At 53.0% G+C, this 18,058-nt stretch carries 12 protein-coding genes; 3 read left to right on the top strand and 9 right to left on the bottom strand.

Annotated elements, in window-relative coordinates:
* Positions 1 to 24: 24 nt before the first annotated feature.
* The 6 genes from odhB to sdhC all read right to left on the bottom strand — a co-directional run bounded on the left by odhB (position 25) and on the right by sdhC (position 7,662).
* Complete coding sequence (gene odhB, locus BUA49_RS12730) at positions 25 to 1,272, bottom strand: 2-oxoglutarate dehydrogenase complex dihydrolipoyllysine-residue succinyltransferase (protein ID WP_072798261.1); 1,248 nt, start codon at positions 1,270 to 1,272, stop codon at positions 25 to 27.
* 25 nt (positions 1,273 to 1,297) lie between these two features.
* Positions 1,298 to 4,135, bottom strand: a complete 2,838-nt coding sequence (locus tag BUA49_RS12725) for a 2-oxoglutarate dehydrogenase E1 component (RefSeq protein ID WP_072798259.1) — start codon at positions 4,133 to 4,135, stop codon at positions 1,298 to 1,300.
* 315 nt (positions 4,136 to 4,450) lie between these two features.
* Positions 4,451 to 5,155, bottom strand: a complete 705-nt coding sequence (locus tag BUA49_RS12720; protein WP_072798258.1) for a succinate dehydrogenase iron-sulfur subunit — start codon at positions 5,153 to 5,155, stop codon at positions 4,451 to 4,453.
* Between the two features lie 15 nt (positions 5,156 to 5,170).
* Complete coding sequence (gene sdhA / locus BUA49_RS12715) at positions 5,171 to 6,943, bottom strand: succinate dehydrogenase flavoprotein subunit (protein ID WP_072798256.1); 1,773 nt, start codon at positions 6,941 to 6,943, stop codon at positions 5,171 to 5,173.
* 3 nt (positions 6,944 to 6,946) lie between these two features.
* Complete coding sequence (gene sdhD, locus BUA49_RS12710; protein ID WP_072798254.1) at positions 6,947 to 7,294, bottom strand: succinate dehydrogenase, hydrophobic membrane anchor protein; 348 nt, start codon at positions 7,292 to 7,294, stop codon at positions 6,947 to 6,949.
* Positions 7,285 to 7,662 carry a succinate dehydrogenase, cytochrome b556 subunit gene (sdhC, locus tag BUA49_RS12705; protein WP_072798253.1) on the bottom strand — a complete coding sequence of 126 codons (378 nt, stop codon included), beginning with the start codon at positions 7,660 to 7,662 and terminating at the stop codon, positions 7,285 to 7,287. Before sdhC ends, sdhD begins: the two co-directional genes overlap by 10 nt.
* Positions 7,663 to 8,139: 477 nt before the next feature.
* Here sdhC and gltA point away from each other — a divergent pair, with 477 nt between their 5' ends.
* Both gltA and BUA49_RS12695 read left to right on the top strand, forming a co-directional pair.
* Positions 8,140 to 9,414, top strand: a complete 1,275-nt coding sequence (gltA, locus tag BUA49_RS12700; protein WP_072798251.1) for a citrate synthase — start codon at positions 8,140 to 8,142, stop codon at positions 9,412 to 9,414.
* 139 nt (positions 9,415 to 9,553) lie between these two features.
* Positions 9,554 to 10,426: an NAD(P)-dependent oxidoreductase gene (locus BUA49_RS12695; RefSeq protein ID WP_175547587.1), complete on the top strand. Its 873-nt coding sequence runs from the start codon at positions 9,554 to 9,556 to the stop codon at positions 10,424 to 10,426.
* A gap of 85 nt (positions 10,427 to 10,511) precedes the next feature.
* Here the strand turns inward: BUA49_RS12695 and topA are convergent, their stop codons facing one another.
* From topA to fadB, 3 genes are all read right to left on the bottom strand, one after another.
* Positions 10,512 to 13,151, bottom strand: a complete 2,640-nt coding sequence (gene topA, locus BUA49_RS12690) for a type I DNA topoisomerase (protein ID WP_072798248.1) — start codon at positions 13,149 to 13,151, stop codon at positions 10,512 to 10,514.
* 271 nt (positions 13,152 to 13,422) lie between these two features.
* Positions 13,423 to 14,598 (bottom strand): acetyl-CoA C-acyltransferase FadA, encoded by a 1,176-nt coding sequence (gene fadA, locus BUA49_RS12685; RefSeq protein ID WP_072798247.1) that lies wholly within the window; start codon positions 14,596 to 14,598, stop codon positions 13,423 to 13,425.
* Positions 14,599 to 14,631: 33 nt separating this feature from the next.
* Positions 14,632 to 16,779 carry a fatty acid oxidation complex subunit alpha FadB gene (fadB, locus tag BUA49_RS12680; RefSeq protein ID WP_072798246.1) on the bottom strand — a complete coding sequence of 716 codons (2,148 nt, stop codon included), beginning with the start codon at positions 16,777 to 16,779 and terminating at the stop codon, positions 14,632 to 14,634.
* 426 nt (positions 16,780 to 17,205) lie between these two features.
* Here fadB and BUA49_RS12675 point away from each other — a divergent pair, with 426 nt between their 5' ends.
* Positions 17,206 to 18,021 carry a hypothetical protein gene (locus BUA49_RS12675; protein ID WP_072798245.1) on the top strand — a complete coding sequence of 272 codons (816 nt, stop codon included), beginning with the start codon at positions 17,206 to 17,208 and terminating at the stop codon, positions 18,019 to 18,021.
* The last annotated feature ends 37 nt before the right edge of the window (positions 18,022 to 18,058 follow it).

Below are 18,058 nucleotides of genomic sequence, written 5' to 3'. Positions count from 1 at the left end.
TTTTCCGATTCGTTAAGTGTCAGCTCAGACGTCCAGCAGAATACGCGCCGGGTCCTCGAGCATTTCCTTGATGGCGACAAGGAACTGCACCGCCTCCTTGCCATCGACCATACGATGGTCATAGGACAACGCAAGGTACATCATTGGACGGATTTCCACCTTGCCATTGACCGCCATCGGGCGCTCCTGAATTTTGTGCATACCCAGAATAGCCGTCTGCGGTGGATTAAGGATCGGCGTGGAAATAAGCGATCCAAAAATACCGCCATTGGTAATGGTGAAGGTACCACCGGTCATATCATCAATTGAAAGCTTGCCACCTTTTGCTTTGGTGCCGTATTCAACAATCTTCTTCTCGATATCAGCAAGGCCCAATGCATCAACATCACGGATGACCGGAACCACCAGACCACGCTCGGTAGACACAGCCACACCGATGTCCTGATAGCCGTGGTACACCATATCGTTACTGTCGATAGAGGCATTAACCGCAGGGAAGCGTTTAAGCGCTTCGGTTGCAGCTTTGGCAAAGAAAGACATAAAGCCCAGCTTAATATCGTGACGCTTCACAAAGCTTTCTTGGTATTGCTTACGCAGCTCCATAATGGGGCCCATGTCGACCTCATTGAAGGTCGTCAGCATGGCTGCGGTTTGCTGGGCATTCACCAGACGTTTGGCGATGCTGGCGCGCAGGCGTGTCATGGGTACACGTTTTTCTATGCGCTCACCTGCAGAAACATTGACCTCAGGCATCGCAGCCGGTGTCGCAGCCTTCGAGGAACCACCCGAAGACTTAGCGCTATCCACATGATTCTGAACGTCTTCTTTTGTCACGCGACCGTCTTTTCCAGTGCCCTTCACGGAACCCGGATCGACACTATTCTCGTTGGCCAGCTTGCGCGCGGCCGGACTGAGGATAGCGTCGTCAGAACTCTGGCTTTGCTCAGCCTTGGCTTCGTCCTTGTCGGCGTCGGCTTTACTGTCGTTGCTTTCTTTACTGTCTTTGCTGTCGGCAGAGCCGGTATCGCCCACAGCACCTTTTTTAAATGTGCCGACAACTTCACCGCTTTCCACGGTGTCACCTTCGCCTTTGATGATCTCCTCAATCACGCCGTCAGCTGGCGCTACCACCTCAAGGACCACCTTGTCGGTTTCAATATCGACAATCAGGTCATCACGTGAACAGGCTTCGCCAGGCTGCTTATGCCAAGTCGCGACGGTACCCTCTGCGACCGACTCCGGGAAAACGGGTGCTTTAATCTCAGTAGACATTACAGTTCCTTAGTTCGGTAGCTCGTCAGATTTCAAACGCATCATTAACAAGTTTTTTCTGCTGCTCAATATGGACAGACATATGACCTGCTGCCGGGGCAGCAGAAGCATCACGACCGGCGTACTGAAGATTAAGCTTGGGGTTCAGCCGTTGTAGCGCATTACGCATGTGATGCTGACTGCAATACCAGGCACCCTGGTTCATAGGCTCTTCCTGACACCACACCACGTGTTTCAGCTTTACGTACTGGGCCAGAGTTTCATCCAGATCTTCGCCGGGGAACGGATAGAGTTGCTCAATGCGCACAATGGCAACATCATCACGCTCGTCGGTTTTCTTCTTTTCCAACAGGTCAAAGAAGACCTTGCCGCTGCAAAGAATAACCCGGGTGACTTTCTTGGCGTCCGGCAGTTCTTTCTCGGAAAGAACGGTCTGGAACGTGCCGGAGGTCAGGTCATCCAGATTTGAGGTTGCTTCTTTGTGACGCAGAAGACTCTTGGGCGTGATGGCTATCAGCGGCTTACGCAGCGGACGCTTCACCTGACGACGCAACATGTGGAAGACCTGGGATGGCGTCGTCGGCACACACACCTGAATATTCTGTTCTGCTGACAGCTGCAGAAAACGCTCAAGGCGCGCAGAACTGTGCTCAGGACCCTGCCCTTCATAGCCGTGCGGCAAAAGCAGGGTCAACCCACACAGGCGCCCCCACTTATGCTCACCACTTGTGAGGAATTGATCGATAACAACCTGGGCGCCGTTAGCGAAATCGCCAAACTGGGCTTCCCAGACCACAAGCGTATCCGGTGTGGTCGTTGAATACCCGTATTCAAACGCCATCACGGCTTCTTCAGACAACAGCGAATCGTATATTTCAAACTTCGGCTGTTTCTCGGAAAGCTGAGCCAGCGCGATGTGCCTGGAGCCATCCTTCTGGTTGTGCAGCACCGCATGCCGGTGAGAGAAGGTTCCACGCCCCACATCCTGACCGGTGAGCCGGATCGGATGTCCTTCGTTGAGCAGAGTGGCATAAGCCATAATTTCGCCGTAGCCCCAATTGATGGGTAGCGCCCCTGCTGTCATTTTCTCGCGATCGGAAACGATCTTGGAAACCTGACGCTGAACGCTGAACCCTTCAGGAACCTGGGTCAGCTTTTTGCCCAGCCTCTGAATCGTTTTCAGCGCAACACTGGATTTACACTTGGCCGTCCACTCATGGCCAATATGAGGCGTCCAGTCAACGTACAGATCCTTGTTTGGTTCTTTCACAAGAGATTTGACCACGTGTTCACCGTTATCGAGCGCGTCACGGTAGTCGTTTTCCATCTGCTTGGATTCATCTTCGGTAATCACGCCGGCAGCGATCAACTTATCCGCGTAAAGAGTACGCGTGGTCTTCAGTTTACGAATCTTCTCGTACATCACCGGCTGGGTTGCAGCAGGCTCGTCGGCTTCGTTATGCCCCCGACGACGATAGCAAACCAGATCTATAACAATGTCACCCTTGAATTCGTTACGATAGTCCATCGCCATCTGGGTCACAAACACAACTGCCTCAGGATCGTCGGCGTTCACGTGGAGTATCGGCGCGTGAACCATTTTTGCGACGTCAGTACAGTACTCCGTGGAGCGGGCGTCTTCCTGCCTGCTGGTAGTGAAGCCGACCTGATTATTGATAACGATGTGGATAGTACCGCCCACGCCGAAACCACGGGTCTGGGACATCTGGAAGGTTTCCATGACGACGCCCTGACCCGCAAACGCAGCATCACCGTGCATGATGACCGGCACCACCTGATTACCTTCGTTGTCTTTGCGACGGGTCTGACGGGCACGCACTGAACCTTCCACCACCGGAGATACTATTTCCAGGTGCGACGGGTTGAACGCCATCGCAAGGTGTATTTCACCACGATCCGTCATTACGTTGGATGAGAAGCCCTGGTGATATTTGACGTCACCGGAGCCTGAATCGGCTAGCCTCTTACCCTCAAATTCGTCAAACAATTCCTTGGGGTTCTTGCCCAGGGTATTTACCAGGATGTTCAGACGGCCGCGGTGGGCCATACCCAATACAATTTCCTTGGCGCCATAATGGCCTGCGCGCTGGATCAATTCGTCCATGCAGGGAATAAGGCTTTCTGCACCTTCAAGCCCGAAACGCTTGACGCCCGGGTAACGGGAACCAAGATATTTTTCCAGGCCTTCAGCCGCCGTGAGGCGTTCCAGAATATGTTTGCGGGTATTGGATTCATAACCGGGTTCAGAGCGAACAGGCTCCATGCGCTGCTGAAACCAGCGTTTAATGCGGGTATCAACTATATGCATATATTCGGCGCCGATGCTACCGCAGTATGTCTGCCGCAGTCCGTCGACAATATCGCCGAGCTTCATGGTTTCAGAGCCGAAGCTCAGGGAGCCGGTCTGGAACTCCAGATCCCGGTCAGATTCTGACAAGTCATGAAAAGACGGATCAAGATCCTCTACTTTCGGACGCTGCCAGACACCGAGAGGATCAAGCTTTGCTTCCTGATGACCGCGGAAGCGATAGCCATTGATTAACTGGAGAACACGGATCTGCTTTTTATCAGCATCCGACGTTGCACTGACAGGCACGCCGTTATTCGCGAGAAAACGCTGATTGCGGGATATGTGCTCAAACTGCTCGCGGATCGAAGAGTGAATGACATCACGGCCTTGATAGCCGTCAACGCTCGGAAGCTTGTCAAAATAACTGCGCCACTCTTCGGGAACGGCATTAGGGTCTGTCAGGTAGGTTTCAAAAAGCTGTTCAACATAGGCCAGATTTCCACCCTGCAAGTGGGAAGTCTGCCATAACTGCTCCATGATGCTTTCTTGCATTTTGACTAGCTCACCTTGGGCTGGTGCGGGGGAGCCCGGTATGGTCGGCCAGGGGTAATTATCAGTCAATACGGGTTTTTACGGGATCGACTGTGGCAACCACGCCCAACACGGATGTTTTCCGTTCCCCAATGATTTTTTTGTACTCAGCAAAACCGAAGGAAAACATGATGAGTTCCCGCCACGGCTTGCGTAGTGTGCACCCGGGTAAGACCATTGACTATAAGCCTTTGGTTGAAGGCCCCGCATATACGCGAGGCCTTCCGGGTTCCAACCTGATCAGATCAGTATAGCGTCTGTCTGCAATTTTGCTGCTTAAGTCGCCCGATGCAGCAGAAGATTACGGATATGACCGATGGCCCTTGTGGGGTTAAGGCCTTTCGGACAAACGCTGACACAGTTCATGATGCCTCTGCAACGGAAAACGCTGAACGGATCGTCGAGATCGGCAAGGCGCTCTGCCTGAGCGGTATCACGGCTGTCCGCGAGGAAGCGGTAGGCCTGCAGCAGTCCAGCCGGTCCAATAAACTTGTCCGGGTTCCACCAGAACGACGGGCAGGACGTTGAACAGCAAGCACAGAGAATGCACTCGTACAGGCCATCCAGCTTTTCGCGGTCCTCCGGTGACTGCAGTCGCTCAATGGCGGGCGCCGGCTTGTCGTTAACCAGGTAAGGCATCACCTTTTCATACTGCTTGTAGAAAAGGCTCATGTCGACGACCAGATCGCGGATAACCGGCAGGCCTGGCAGCGGGCGTAATACCAGCTTGTCATTCTTGACGACCTGGGACATCGGCGTGATACACGCCAAGCCGTTCTTGCCGTTCATGTTCATGCCGTCAGAGCCGCATACACCTTCACGGCATGAACGGCGATAGGCCATTGATGAATCTTTCTCTTTAATGAGATTAAGCACATCAAGGACCATCAGATCCTTGCCAGCCGGAAGCTCGACATCGACGTCCTGCATATAAGGGGCGTTGTCAGTTTCCGGGTTATAACGGTAAAGGCTTACCAACATAGTGTACGTCCCCCTTTAATAAGTCCGGATTTTCGGCTGGAAGGTATCAACTGTCTTCGGCGAGAAGTTTACAGCGCGTTTGCCGATACGCTTGTCCAGCGGGAAGTAGAGAGAGTGCTTCAGCCAGTTCTCGTCATCACGCTCGGTGAAGTCGTTACGGGCGTGAGCGCCGCGGCTCTCTTTACGCTCATTCGCGGAAATTGCGGTAGCCTGAGCCACTTCATACAAGTTATCGAGCTCGAGGGCTTCGATACGTGCAGTGTTGAAGGCATTACTGGTATCGGTCAGCTTGGTGTTACGCACACGCTCGCCAATTGCTTCCAGCTTTCTCAGACCTTCTTCCATGCTCTTGCCGTCACGGAAAACACCGAAATAAAGCTGCATGCAGTTCTGGAGATCCTTGCGAACGTCGGCAACACTTTCACCTTCCGATGCACTGTTCAGACGATCCAGACGCGCCATGGCACGCTTGATATCCTCATCAGTTGCACCATCTGTCACAAAACCACCGCGCAACTGCTCTTCAATGTGAAGGCCGGCTGCACGTCCGAAAACAACGAGATCCAGCAGTGAGTTGCCACCAAGCCGGTTTGCGCCGTGAACAGAAACACACGCCGCTTCACCACAGGCAAACAGGCCCGGGATCGGCTGATCGCTGCCATTTTCGTCCTGGGTCAGCGCCTGACCACCTACATTTGTAGGAATGCCACCCATCATGTAATGACATGTTGGCACAACCGGAACCGGCTCTTTCACCGGATCCACGTGGGCAAACGTGCGAGCCAACTCGCAGATGCCTGGCAGGCGCAGGTTCAGTGTTTCTTCACCCAGGTGATCCAACTTCAGTAGAACGTGGTCCTTGTCCGGGCCACAGCCGCGACCTTCGAGAATCTCGATAACCATGGAACGCGCAACAACGTCACGTCCAGCCAGATCTTTGGCGTTCGGAGCATAACGCTCCATGAAGCGCTCGCCGTCGGCGTTAATCAGGTAACCACCCTCACCCCGGCACCCTTCCGTTACCAGCGTACCGGCACCGTAGATACCCGTCGGGTGGAACTGCCACATTTCCATGTCCTGCATCGGGAAACCCGCACGCAGCGCCATGCCAATGCCGTCACCGGTGTTGATCAGCGCGTTGGTAGTAGAGGCATAAATCCGACCTGCGCCGCCTGTTGCTAAAACCGTCGCCTTGGCCTTGATGTACGCCACTTCACCGGTTTCAATTTCAATCGCAACAACACCAACAACTTCATTTTTGCTGTTTTTGACCAGATCAACAGCGTACCACTCGTTCAGAAAGGTAGTGCCACCTTTGAGGTTCGCCTGGTAAAGCGTGTGCAGCAGCGCGTGACCGGTACGGTCTGCAGCAGCACAAGTACGAGCAGCCTGAGTAGAATCATTCGGCCCTTTGGACTGGCCACCGAACGGACGTTGATAGATACGACCCTGTTCGGTCCGGGAAAACGGCAAGCCCATATGCTCAAGCTCAAAAACCGCCTGAGGCCCGACTGAACACATATATTCAACCGCGTCCTGGTCAGCAATGTAATCAGACCCCTTGACGGTGTCGTACATGTGCCAGCGCCAGTCATCATTGGGGTCAGCACTTGCGATCGCACAGGTGATACCACCCTGGGCAGATACTGTGTGCGAACGGGTAGGAAATACTTTTGTAATGCACGCTGTCTTAACGCCCGACTCAGTTAACTGCAGGGCGGCTCGCATACCGGCACCACCGCCACCGATAACAATCGCGTCGTATGACATGGTCTTGATATTAGCCATCAATTAAAGCCCCCAAATAATCTGAATGCCCCAGACCACATACACGAAAATCACGAGAATGCATGCTGCCTGAAAGAGAAAACGCTGCATCGCGGATTTGATGTAGTCGGTAGAAACTGTCCAAAGCCCGACCCATGCGTGAGCACCGATCGAAAGCAACGCCAGCAACGTGAAGATTTTGAACCAAGTCTGATCAAAAAGCGCCGACCACGATTGGTAATCAACATCTGTTGTCACAAAAAAGCCGAGCAAAAACAGCGTATAGAAAGCTAATACGTAAGCAGAGACTCGCTGGATGAGCCAGTCCTGGATACCGTTTCGGCCTATATTGGTCACACTATTCATGCCCATACGAAGACTCCTGCCAGAACGATGAGGATGACGGAAACTGCAATTGTGATCTTCGCGGCCGTACGCCCGCTCTCCAGCTCTTCACCGATGCCCATGTCCATGAGCAGGTGCTTGATGCCAGCAACCAGATGGTAAAGCAGAGCAGACAGAATGCCCCAGGTAATCAGCTTGGCGAAGAAGCTGTTCAGCAATTCACTGACCTGACTGAAGCCTTCTTCCCCGGAAAGGGAAAGCTGAAGTCCATAAAGCATGAATGCAACACCAACAAAAATGATGATGCCGCTTGCGCGGTGCAATATGGACGTAATGGCTGGCAGCGGAAAATGAAACTTGCCGAGATCGAGATTTACTGGTCGTTTACTATTCACAGCGCTCTCACACTCTCTTTTGGTTCCGCGGAGCCGGCGAACCGGTGGCGGATAGTTGGTATGTAAGGGTCGGATGTACGATACGGTATCGACAGCCGATTGGTTCAGGAGGGCGGACACCAGCCAGGTAGCTTGCTATGAACAAACGCCCATGAAGATGAATCCCCGATTCCGGGCTACGGATTATAAGGAGGCGCCCGTATAATTACAAACGCGCAACCCATGTCAAAGCAGCGCATAGACAGCAGTGAAGCAAGCTATAAGGCGTATTGACAAATACTTTTTCTGGCTCCGAGCCGCATTATTCGTGATATCCCTGATTTACAACAAGGACAGCATCATAAGGTTTCCCCACTCTTTCATTGACAAAAAAAGCCTACGCCCTATATTTTGCCGCCAGTTTTGCGATAATACGCGCCTTCTCGCGCAACTATAAAGGTAGCCTATGCTGCCAAAGCTGATAAACAGGAGAGCACTATGACCGACAGGAAAGCCACGCTCTCGGTGGGGGACAAGTCCATTGAGCTACCGGTTTATTCCGGCACAGTTGGCCCTGACGTCATCGACGTACGAGGCCTAGTTCAGCAAGGCGTTTTCACTTACGACCCGGGGTTTGTTTCAACAGCAGCCTGCGAGTCAGCCATCACGTACATTGATGGTGAAAACGGCGTTCTCCTGCACCGGGGTTACCCAATTGAGCAGCTCGCAGAGCACTCAGATTACCTGGAGGTCTGCTATTTGCTGCTGAAAGGCGAGTTGCCTACCGCAGCAGAAAACAAACAGTTCCACGACACCATCAAAAACCACACCATGCTGCACGACCAGATGCGCAATTTCTTCCACGGCTTCCGCCGGGACGCGCATCCTATGGCCATCATGTGCGGCGTTGTCGGGGCGCTTTCTGCGTTTTATCACGACCAGATGGACGTTACCAACGAACATCAACGCGATATCACCGCACACCGCCTGATTGCCAAGATGCCGACTATTGCAGCCTGGTGCTACAAATACAGCATTGGCCAGCCATTTGTATATCCCAGGAATGACCTCTCCCACTCCGAGAACTTCCTGCAGATGATGTTTGGTGTTCCCTGCGAGGAATACAAACCCAACCCTATCCTGTCCAATGCTATGGACAAGATTTTCATTCTGCATGCCGATCACGAGCAGAACGCGTCGACCTCCACCGTACGCCTGGCCGGCTCTACCGGCGCCAACCCCTACGCCTGCATAGCTTCTGGTATTGCAGCGCTGTGGGGCCCCGCTCATGGAGGTGCCAACGAAGCGGTTCTGGATATGCTGGCGGAAATTGGCGATGAATCAAACATTGATACCTTCATCGCGAAAGCCAAGGACAAGGACGACCCCTTCCGCCTCATGGGCTTTGGTCACCGGGTATACAAGAACTTCGATCCACGCGCCAAAGTAATGGCTGAAACTGCGCATGAAGTGCTGACCGAACTGGGACTGGAAAACGATCCACTGCTCAGAATTGCCCAGCGCCTTGAGAAGATCGCGCTCGAAGACGAATACTTCGTCAAGCGCAAGCTCTATCCGAACGTGGATTTCTACTCCGGCCTGATCCTCAAGGCAATCGGAATTCCGACCTCCATGTTCACAGTAGTCTTTGCCCTGTCCAGGACCATTGGCTGGTTCTCTCACTGGAACGAAATGGTCAGCGGCGACTATCGCATTGGCCGTCCGCGCCAGCTTTATACCGGCTCTCCGGCACGGGATTACCCTGAAAAATAAATCTCTGCCAGTTCCGGAAACCAAAAGGCCGCTGATTCAGCGGCCTTTTTTTTGGCGTGCTGAACAGATATGCCCTTTTCTCCGGCAACCCGCTCACTCTGTGCTAAGTTAAACTCCATAACCCTACAAGGAGAAAATAATGACTACCGCAACTTTTATCGGTCTCGGCGTTATGGGGTACCCCATGGCCGGCCACCTGGCCAACGCCGGCCTTACTGTGCGGGTATGGAACCGCTCAGCTGAAAAATCTCTGCAGTGGGCCAAGGAGTACTCGGGAACCGCTTGCAAGACTATTGAAGAAGCCGTGGAAGGCGCTGATTTTGTCATGACCTGCGTCGGCGCCGACAAGGATCTTATTGCGGTTTATGAAGGAAGTGATGGCATTCTGGCACACGCACAGTTTGGTGCCATTCTGGTGGATCACACTACCGCTTCCGCAGGAGTTGCCGAGAGACTGGCCGAAGCTTCCCAAAAGGCAGGCATGGGTTTTATTGACGCACCGGTTTCAGGGGGCCAGCAGGGGGCGCAGAATGGCCAGCTCACCATCATGTGCGGTGGCACCAAACCGGACTACGCCAAAGCCCAGCCCCTGTTGCAACACTATGCCAAGGCTCTGAACCTGATGGGCCCGGCCGGCAGCGGCCAAAAGACCAAAATGGTGAACCAGATTGCTATTGCCGGCCTGGTCCAGGGACTCTCTGAAGCGCTGCACTTCGCAGAGCAGGCTAACCTTGATGTCAGAAAAGTTGTGGATGTGATCTCACAGGGAGCCGCTCAGTCCTGGCAGATGGAAAACCGCTCAGGAACCATGATTGACGGTGAGTTTGATCATGGATTTGCTGTGGACTGGATGCGCAAAGATCTTGGCATATGCCTGGATGAGGCCCGGAAAATAAACGCCTCATTGCCGGTCACAGCCCTGGTCGATCAATTCTACGGGGATGTTCAGGAGATGGGAGGAAAACGTTGGGATACGTCTTCACTGATTCAGAGATTGCGAAAATTCAGATGAACTAAATAGCTCAGATAAATAAAAAAAGAGGTCAGAACGCCCGTTCTGACCTCTTTTTTCTCACAGAACTGTTATGCAGCCACTACTATTTCTCGCGAGGCTGCCACTTCCCGTTCACGTACCACGCAGACCAACCCGTTGCTTTGCCGTCTTTCTCCGACATCACGTACTGCTCTTTGGTCTTGCGACTGTAACGAATGACCGTAGGGTTACCCTCCGGATCACGTTCCGGAGCCTCCATCAGATAATCGTGCTTCGGATCAATTTCCTTTCTGTGCGGCTTGATTTCCATAACCAGAGGTGGCCGAGTCTCACGATTTTTCGGAAACTTGCTGGCCGCCAGAAACATCCCAGATGCGCCATCACGCAATACGTAGGTGTCGTCTACTTTCTGGCATTGCAGTTCGGGCATTGGCACCGGGTCCATTTTGGGAGGTGCGGGCTCCCCACTTTTCAGAAGCTTACGGGTGTTTTTACAAGTGTCATTCATGCAACCGAAATATTTGCCAAAGCGGCCTGTTTTCAGCTGCATCTCAGAGCCGCACTTATCACATTCCAGAGTTGGACCGTCGTAGCCCTTTATGCGGAACGTACCTTCTTCTACCTCGTAACCGGAACAGTCAGGATTGTTACCGCAAACGTGCAGCTTGCGGGCTTCATCCACCAGATAACTGTCCATAGCCGTAGAACATATCGGGCAACGCCGCTTCTTGCGCAACAAGCGGGTTTCACCCTCGCCTTCAACGTCATCATCGGCACTGACAACTTCATCGCCCGACACAAGGTTGATAGTGGTTTTACAACGTTCTTTCGGCGGCAGCGAATACCCGGAACAGCCAAGGAACACGCCGGTACTGGCCACCCGTATCTGCATATTGCGACCGCAGGTCGGGCATGGAATAGTGGTTTCGGTCGGATCATTCGGGCGCATGCCGCCCTCACCATCAGCCGCCTCGGCAGAGTCCAGCTGTTGACGGAACCGCGCATAAAAATCGTTCAGAACCGTCTTCCAGTTCACATCCCCTTCGGCAATGTGATCCAGATCGCCTTCCATCTTTGCGGTAAAGTCGAAGTCCATCAGGTTGGAAAACGACTCACATAGCCGATCGGTGACGATCTCACCCATCTTTTCAGCATAGAAGCGCCGGTTCTGCAGACGCACATAGCCACGATCCTGAATGGTCGAGATAATCGACGCATAGGTGGATGGACGGCCAATACCCTGCTTTTCAAGTTCTTTTACCAGGCTCGCTTCCGTATAACGAGGTGCCGGCTTGGTAAAGTGTTGGCTCGGCTCAAGCTTTTCGAGAGTCAGAGCCTCCCCCACTTTGATATCTGGCAGAGCAATATCTTCTTCTTTTTTGCCCGACTGAGGTGCGACCTTGAGAAAGCCCTCAAATTTGATGATACGGCCACGTGTACGCAGTTCGTAGTCACCGTTGGCAACGACAATCGATGTACTGAGGAATTCAGCTTCTGACATCTGACACGCCACAAACTGACGCCAGATCAGCTCATAAAGTTTCTCCGCGTCCTTTTCCAGGCCACTGATAGCTGCTGCCTGCCGTGTCACTTCAGTCGGACGAATGGCTTCGTGAGCTTCCTGAGCACCTTCTTTACTGCCATAAAGCTTTGGCTTTTCTGGCATATAGCGGTCACCGAACTGATCCTGAATGTAATCACGACAGCCACTGACGGCGTCCTGACTCAGGTTTGTCGAATCGGTACGCATGTAAGTTATGTACCCGGCCTCATAAAGACGCTGGGCCAGCATCATGGTTTTCTTGACGCTGAAACCCATCCGGTTACTCGCCGCCTGCTGCAGGGTCGATGTAATAAACGGTGCGCCCGGGCGGGAACTGGTCGGCTTGTCTTCCCGCTTGGATACCTCAAAGCTGCCCGACTTGAGCCGCTCTACGTGCTCCGAACTCTGCTGCTCGCTAACCGGGCGATATGGCTTATCGTTGTAACGGGTAACCTCAAACCGCACGGGTTGTGCGCTGGCTTTGGCACCCAGCCCGGCGAACAACTGCCAGTATTCTTCCGGTACAAACACCCGGATATCCCGCTCACGCTCTGCAATTAACCGCACAGCTACCGATTGAACACGACCTGCAGACAGACCGCGGGCAAGCTTGGCCCATAACAGAGGCGAGACCATGTAACCCACAACCCGGTCAAGAAAACGACGGGCTTGTTGGGCGTTTACCCGGTTGGTATCAAGGTTCCCGGGGTCTTTGAACGCTTCCTGTATGGCGCGTTTGGTAATTTCGTTGAACACCACACGACTGTACTTTTCTGGCTCGCCACCAATGGTCTGCTGGAGGTGCCATGCAATAGCTTCCCCCTCGCGGTCAAGATCCGTCGCGAGGTAGATATGGTCTGCGGACTTGGCCAGCCGCTTGAGCTCACTGACAACCTTTTCCTTGCCAGGAAGAATCTCGTAACGAGCACTCCAGTCCTGATCAGGATCAACACCCATCCGGGCAACCAGCTGCTCCCGGGCCTTGCGTTTTTTGTGCGCAATCTTGTCCTCGGGGCCAAGTTTGCGCGTGAATGCTGCCTGTCTGGCACGCTCTTTCGGATCAGACTGGGATCCGTTGCCACTGACCGGAAGATCACGAATGTGCCCGACACTCGACTTCACGATGAAGTCGGGGCCCAGGTACTTATTGATGGTCTTCGCTTTCGCTGGTGACTCGACAATTACGAGACTTTTACCCATATCGGAGATCTGTATCCTTGGCGATAAATCGGTCCGTTAACAAGCAGACCGCAAACACGCTGTAAAATCAATCGGCTGGAAAAACTATAGGAGCCGCCATTGTGTATAGGCCCATTGTTTTACAGGGTCAGGAATAGCAAGACAACCCATTCTTTGTTTCAGTCACACTTTTTCAGCATTTCAGGAAGCGCCCTTAGAGCGCCCTGAAAGCAGAAAGGCCCGGCGCATGCCGGGCCTTTCCATGAAAGCGTTACTGTGTCCGTCTAACGGATCACAGACGCTCCCAGACAGTCGCAATGCCCTGACCCATACCGATACACATGGTGGAAACACCAAGCTTACCGCCTTTGGCCAGCATTACATTCAACAGAGTTGTGGAGATACGCGCACCAGAACAGCCCAGCGGATGGCCAAGGGCAATCGCACCGCCGTTCAGGTTAACCTTCTCTTCCATCACACCCAACAGTTTCAGGTCTTTCAGTACTGGCAGAGACTGGCCAGCAAAGGCTTCGTTCAGCTCCCAGAAGTCGATATCTTCAACTTTCAGGCCTGCACGCTTCAGCGCCTTTTTGGTTGCCGGCACAGGACCGTAACCCATGATCGCGGGATCACATCCGGCTACGGCCATACTGCGGATCTTCGCAATAGGCTTCAGACCCAGCGCTTCTGCACGTTCTGCGGACATCAGCACCATCGCTGAGGCACCGTCGGTCAGCTGCGAGGAAGTACCCGCTGTCACGGTCCCGTTCTTTGGATCAAAAGCCGGCTTGAGCTGGCCCAGTGACTCCACAGTGGTGTCAGGACGAATGGTCTCATCATGCTCAATCAGCATTTTAAAGCCATTCTCATCGTGACCTTCAATCGGCACGATTTCATTCTTGAAACGGCCTTCCAGCGTCGCTTCATGGGCAAGGCGGTGAGAACGTGCGCCGAACTCATCCTGCTGCTCACGGGTAATACCGTGCATCTTCGACAGCATTTCTGCCGTCAAGCCCATCATGTTCGATGCCTTGGCAGTGTATTTAGACGCAGCCGGATTATGGTCGAAACCTGCCGTCATGGGTACGTGCCCCATGTGCTCAACACCACCGACCATGAACATATCACCGTTGCCGGTCATGATGGCCTGTGCCGCTGTATGGATTGCGCTCATGGCGGAACCACACAGACGGTTTACCGTCTGGGCTGCAGATTCATGAGGGATACGTGTCAGCAGGGAAATCTGCCGGGCCACGTTAAAACCCTGCTCCTTTGTCTGGTTTACACAGCCCCAGATCACATCTTCAACTTCTTTCGGGTCGAGCTTCGGGTTGCGCTCGAACAATGCTTCGATCAGCGCTGCCGACAGGGTCTCCGCACGTACGTTACGGAAACAACCATTTTTGGCACGACCCATCGGAGTCCGCACGCAATCGATGACGACAACGTCTCTCGGATTAAGGCTCATAGATCTTTCTCCGTTCGGAAATCTCGTTCAGGGTTAACCAAAGAACTTTTCGCCAGTTTTGGCCATTTCACGCAGCTTCTCGGTCGGGTGGTACAAGGGACCGAGGTCTGCAAACTTGTCTGCCAGCTCTACGAACTTGTCTGCGCCCATATCATCGATATAACGCAGGGCACCTCCCCGGAACGGCGGGAAACCGATACCGAAGATCAGACCCATATCAGCATCAGCCGGGGCTTCAACAATTCCGTCTTCCAGACAGCGAACAGTTTCCAGACACAGAGGGAGCATCATGCGAGCGATGATATCCTCATCACTGAAATCGTTCTTACCCTGAACAACTGGCTCAAGCAGCTTATAGGTTTCTTCATCGACAACCTTTTTCTGCTTGCCCTTGCGGTCCAGCTCATAACGATAGAAGCCTTTCTCGTTCTTCTGACCGTAACGGTTGTTATCGAACATAACGTCGATAGCCGTTGTGCCTTCGTGCTTCATACGATCCGGGAAACCGTCAGCCATGACCGCGCCGGCATGCTTGCCGGTGTCCATGCCGACAACGTCAAGCAGGTAAGCCGGGCCCATAGGCCAGCCGAACTTTTCCATCACCTTGTCAACGTGCTGGAAATCAGCACCGTCACGCACGAGGCCGATGAAACCACCGAAGTACGGGAACAGAACCCGGTTGACCAGGAAGCCGGGGCAGTCCTTGACAACGATTGGCGTTTTACCCATGGCCTTGGCGTAGGCAACCGTGGTGGCGATCGCCCGGTCACTGGTCTTCGCGCCGCGAATAACCTCAACCAATGGCATCATGTGTACCGGGTTGAAGAAGTGCATGCCGCAGAAGTTTTCCGGACGCTTGAGGTTCTTGGCCAACAGGTCGATGGAAATGGTTGAGGTGTTTGACGTCAGAATCGCATCTTCGCGAATGTGGTCTTCCGTCTCACGCAGAACCGCATCTTTTACTTTCGGATTCTCGACCACCGCCTCAACAACCAGGTCGACGTTCTTGAAATCACCGTAGTTCAGGGTTGGCGTAATGCTATTCAGGACGTCGGCCATCTTGCCCGCGTCCATCTTGCCTTTATCAACGCGCTTGACCAGCTGCTTCTTGGCTTCGTTCAGGCCGAGCGTGATGCCTTCCTGAGCAATGTCCTTCATGATAATCGGTGTGCCCTTCAGTGCTGACTGATAGGCCACGCCACCGCCCATGATTCCGGCGCCCAAAACGGCGGCCAGTTTCACTTCAGAGGCTTCTTTTTCCCATGCCTTGGCTTTTTTCTTCAGCGCCTGATCGTTCAGGAACAGGCCAACCAGGCAGGCCGCCACATTCGTCTTTGCCATTTTGGCAAAGCCTTTGGCTTCCACTTCAACCGCCTTGTCGCGAGTCAAGCCAGCGTGCTTCTGCATCACCTTGATAGCTTCTACCGGCGCGGGGTAGTTCTTGCCCGCTTTACCACCGACAAATGCCTTGGAGATTTCGAACGCCATCATGCTTTCCATGGCATTCAGCTTGATTTTACCTTTTTTCTCTTCACGTCGAGCTTCGTAGTCAAGCTTGCCTTCATTACACTGGTTGATGATTGCCACAGCGGCCTCAACCAGTTTTGCCGGCTCAACGATTGCATCTACGGCGCCGGTTTTCAGAGCTGCGTCGGCACGGTTTTCTGTACCACCACAAATCCATTCAACGGCGTTGTCTACGCCCACCAGGCGCGACAGACGAACGGTTCCACCAAAGCCTGGAAAGATGCCCAGCTTGACTTCAGGCAAACCAACTTTCGCCTTCGGTGCCATGACCCGGTAATCCGTCGCCAGGCACATTTCAAAACCGCCACCCAGAGCCATACCGTTAATAGCCGTCACTGTCGGGAACGGAAGGTCCTCTACAGCACTGAAAATGGCGTTGGCGTTAAGGCTGTTGGCTATCAGATCTTCTTCGGAACCGGCAAACAGATCGGTAAACTCTGTAATATCGGCACCAACAATGAAACTGTCTTTGGAGCTGGTTATCACCAGGCCCTTGAGTTTCTTCTGAGCTTTAAGTGCATCAGTCGCGGCGTGGAGCTCTTCAATGGTAAGACGGTTGAACTTGTTTACCGACTCGCCCTGCAAGTCGAAGTCCAACTGAGCGATCCCGCCTTCGATCTCTTTAACCGTGATGGCTTTACCTTCGTAAATCATCAACTGATCTCCAGTCTGTGTTTGGAACTGCTTCCAATTCTGGCCAGACCCAGTTAAGAGCTGCCAGAGCTGTTTTGTGCAGCGAGATTTCGGTCACTGCCCGATTAATCGACTCAAAAATTCATACAGTCGTTTGAATCGTGAGGGCACACGATGAAAAAAAACAGCACGTTTGTCAATTCGTTTCTTTCTAAACGCGCACCACATGCGTAACATTTCGCCCCTTCCTCAGTGCTTAGCTCTTTTTTTTCAAATAGCTACGCCCTATACATAGAAAAAACCTGAACTTCATCACGCAAATTTCAAAAATGTTTACATTTCCCCGACTCAGCGCCCGCAAAACCGCTTGATTGGCCGGGGAAGTTACTTTACCTTCGATCTACGACTTTGGTACACAATAATAAACGCATTACGGAGACTCATCCGATGAAAACCACCCGCCTGCGGACGCACTCCCTGGTCTCTGCACTCTTATTGTTAATGCTCACCTCCCTGAGTGTCAGGGCGCAGGACGCTGACGATTTCCTGTCTCAGCTTCACAGCTTTCGCGTCAGCAACTACGTTTCTCTGGATGCCTACTACCGATTCATCGGAAGCGGCACCACCGACACCCTGAACGAGATCGTAGCTGGCATCAACACTGCCAACGATTCCATGAATCTTCTCGCAAAAAGCACAAGCGGCGTTTTGACAACCGAACAGATTGAAGCGCTCAACAGTGAGTTCGACAAGTTCAAAGCCCTGATGCGTGACAACATCAATGATGTGCGCGATACCGGCTACCCGGATTTGCGCCTGGTTTCCGATATGGCGAACCAGGCGTTGATCATGAACGATACCGCAACGGAGCTTTACGAGATTGCCCAGGAAAACTCCCAGACAGAAACCAGCCCGCGGGTGGAAGCGGCACGAATGGGCGCTGTGAAGATCGCCCAAATGATGGCGAAATACTCCGTTCGAACCAATTCATCCGTTGCCCAGACCTTTCAGGGCACATCTACCGAGAAACCTCTTGATGAGCAGGCAAAAGAGTTTGACCAGCTTCTGGCGATTGTTGTTAAAGGCAAGACTGATACTGAGCTGAAGTCACTTTTCAACGACGTTGCGGCCAAATGGCAGTTCATCCGCAGCTCTTACGTCAATTACAATGAAAACAACGTAGGCTTTATAATTGACAGGTATTCGAAAAGGATTCTTGAAAGCCTGACCACGGCTATCGGATTGCTGCAGCAAAATGCGTGAGAACCCCGGTACCTCTTTCCCTCATCGGGCTCGCGTA

Origin of the sequence: Marinobacter antarcticus, from assembly GCF_900142385.1 — a bacterium.
Lineage (GTDB): Bacteria > Pseudomonadota > Gammaproteobacteria > Pseudomonadales > Oleiphilaceae > Marinobacter > Marinobacter antarcticus.
The sequence above is the reverse complement of the archived record's forward strand: the minus strand, read 5'-3'. Positions and strand labels throughout refer to the sequence as shown.

Coding starts and splice junctions, on each gene's coding strand:
- fadB (WP_072798246.1), bottom strand. CDS start 16,779: ATGATTTACGAAGGTAAAGCCATCACGGTTAAAGAGATCGAAGGCGGG.
- BUA49_RS12725 (WP_072798259.1), bottom strand. CDS start 4,135: ATGCAAGAAAGCATCATGGAGCAGTTATGGCAGACTTCCCACTTGCAG.
- BUA49_RS12695 (WP_175547587.1), top strand. CDS start 9,554: ATGACTACCGCAACTTTTATCGGTCTCGGCGTTATGGGGTACCCCATG.
- BUA49_RS12720 (WP_072798258.1), bottom strand. CDS start 5,155: ATGTTGGTAAGCCTTTACCGTTATAACCCGGAAACTGACAACGCCCCT.
- gltA (WP_072798251.1), top strand. CDS start 8,140: ATGACCGACAGGAAAGCCACGCTCTCGGTGGGGGACAAGTCCATTGAG.
- sdhA (WP_072798256.1), bottom strand. CDS start 6,943: ATGGCTAATATCAAGACCATGTCATACGACGCGATTGTTATCGGTGGC.
- fadA (WP_072798247.1), bottom strand. CDS start 14,598: ATGAGCCTTAATCCGAGAGACGTTGTCGTCATCGATTGCGTGCGGACT.
- topA (WP_072798248.1), bottom strand. CDS start 13,151: ATGGGTAAAAGTCTCGTAATTGTCGAGTCACCAGCGAAAGCGAAGACC.
- BUA49_RS12675 (WP_072798245.1), top strand. CDS start 17,206: ATGAAAACCACCCGCCTGCGGACGCACTCCCTGGTCTCTGCACTCTTA.
- sdhD (WP_072798254.1), bottom strand. CDS start 7,294: ATGGGCATGAATAGTGTGACCAATATAGGCCGAAACGGTATCCAGGAC.
- odhB (WP_072798261.1), bottom strand. CDS start 1,272: ATGTCTACTGAGATTAAAGCACCCGTTTTCCCGGAGTCGGTCGCAGAG.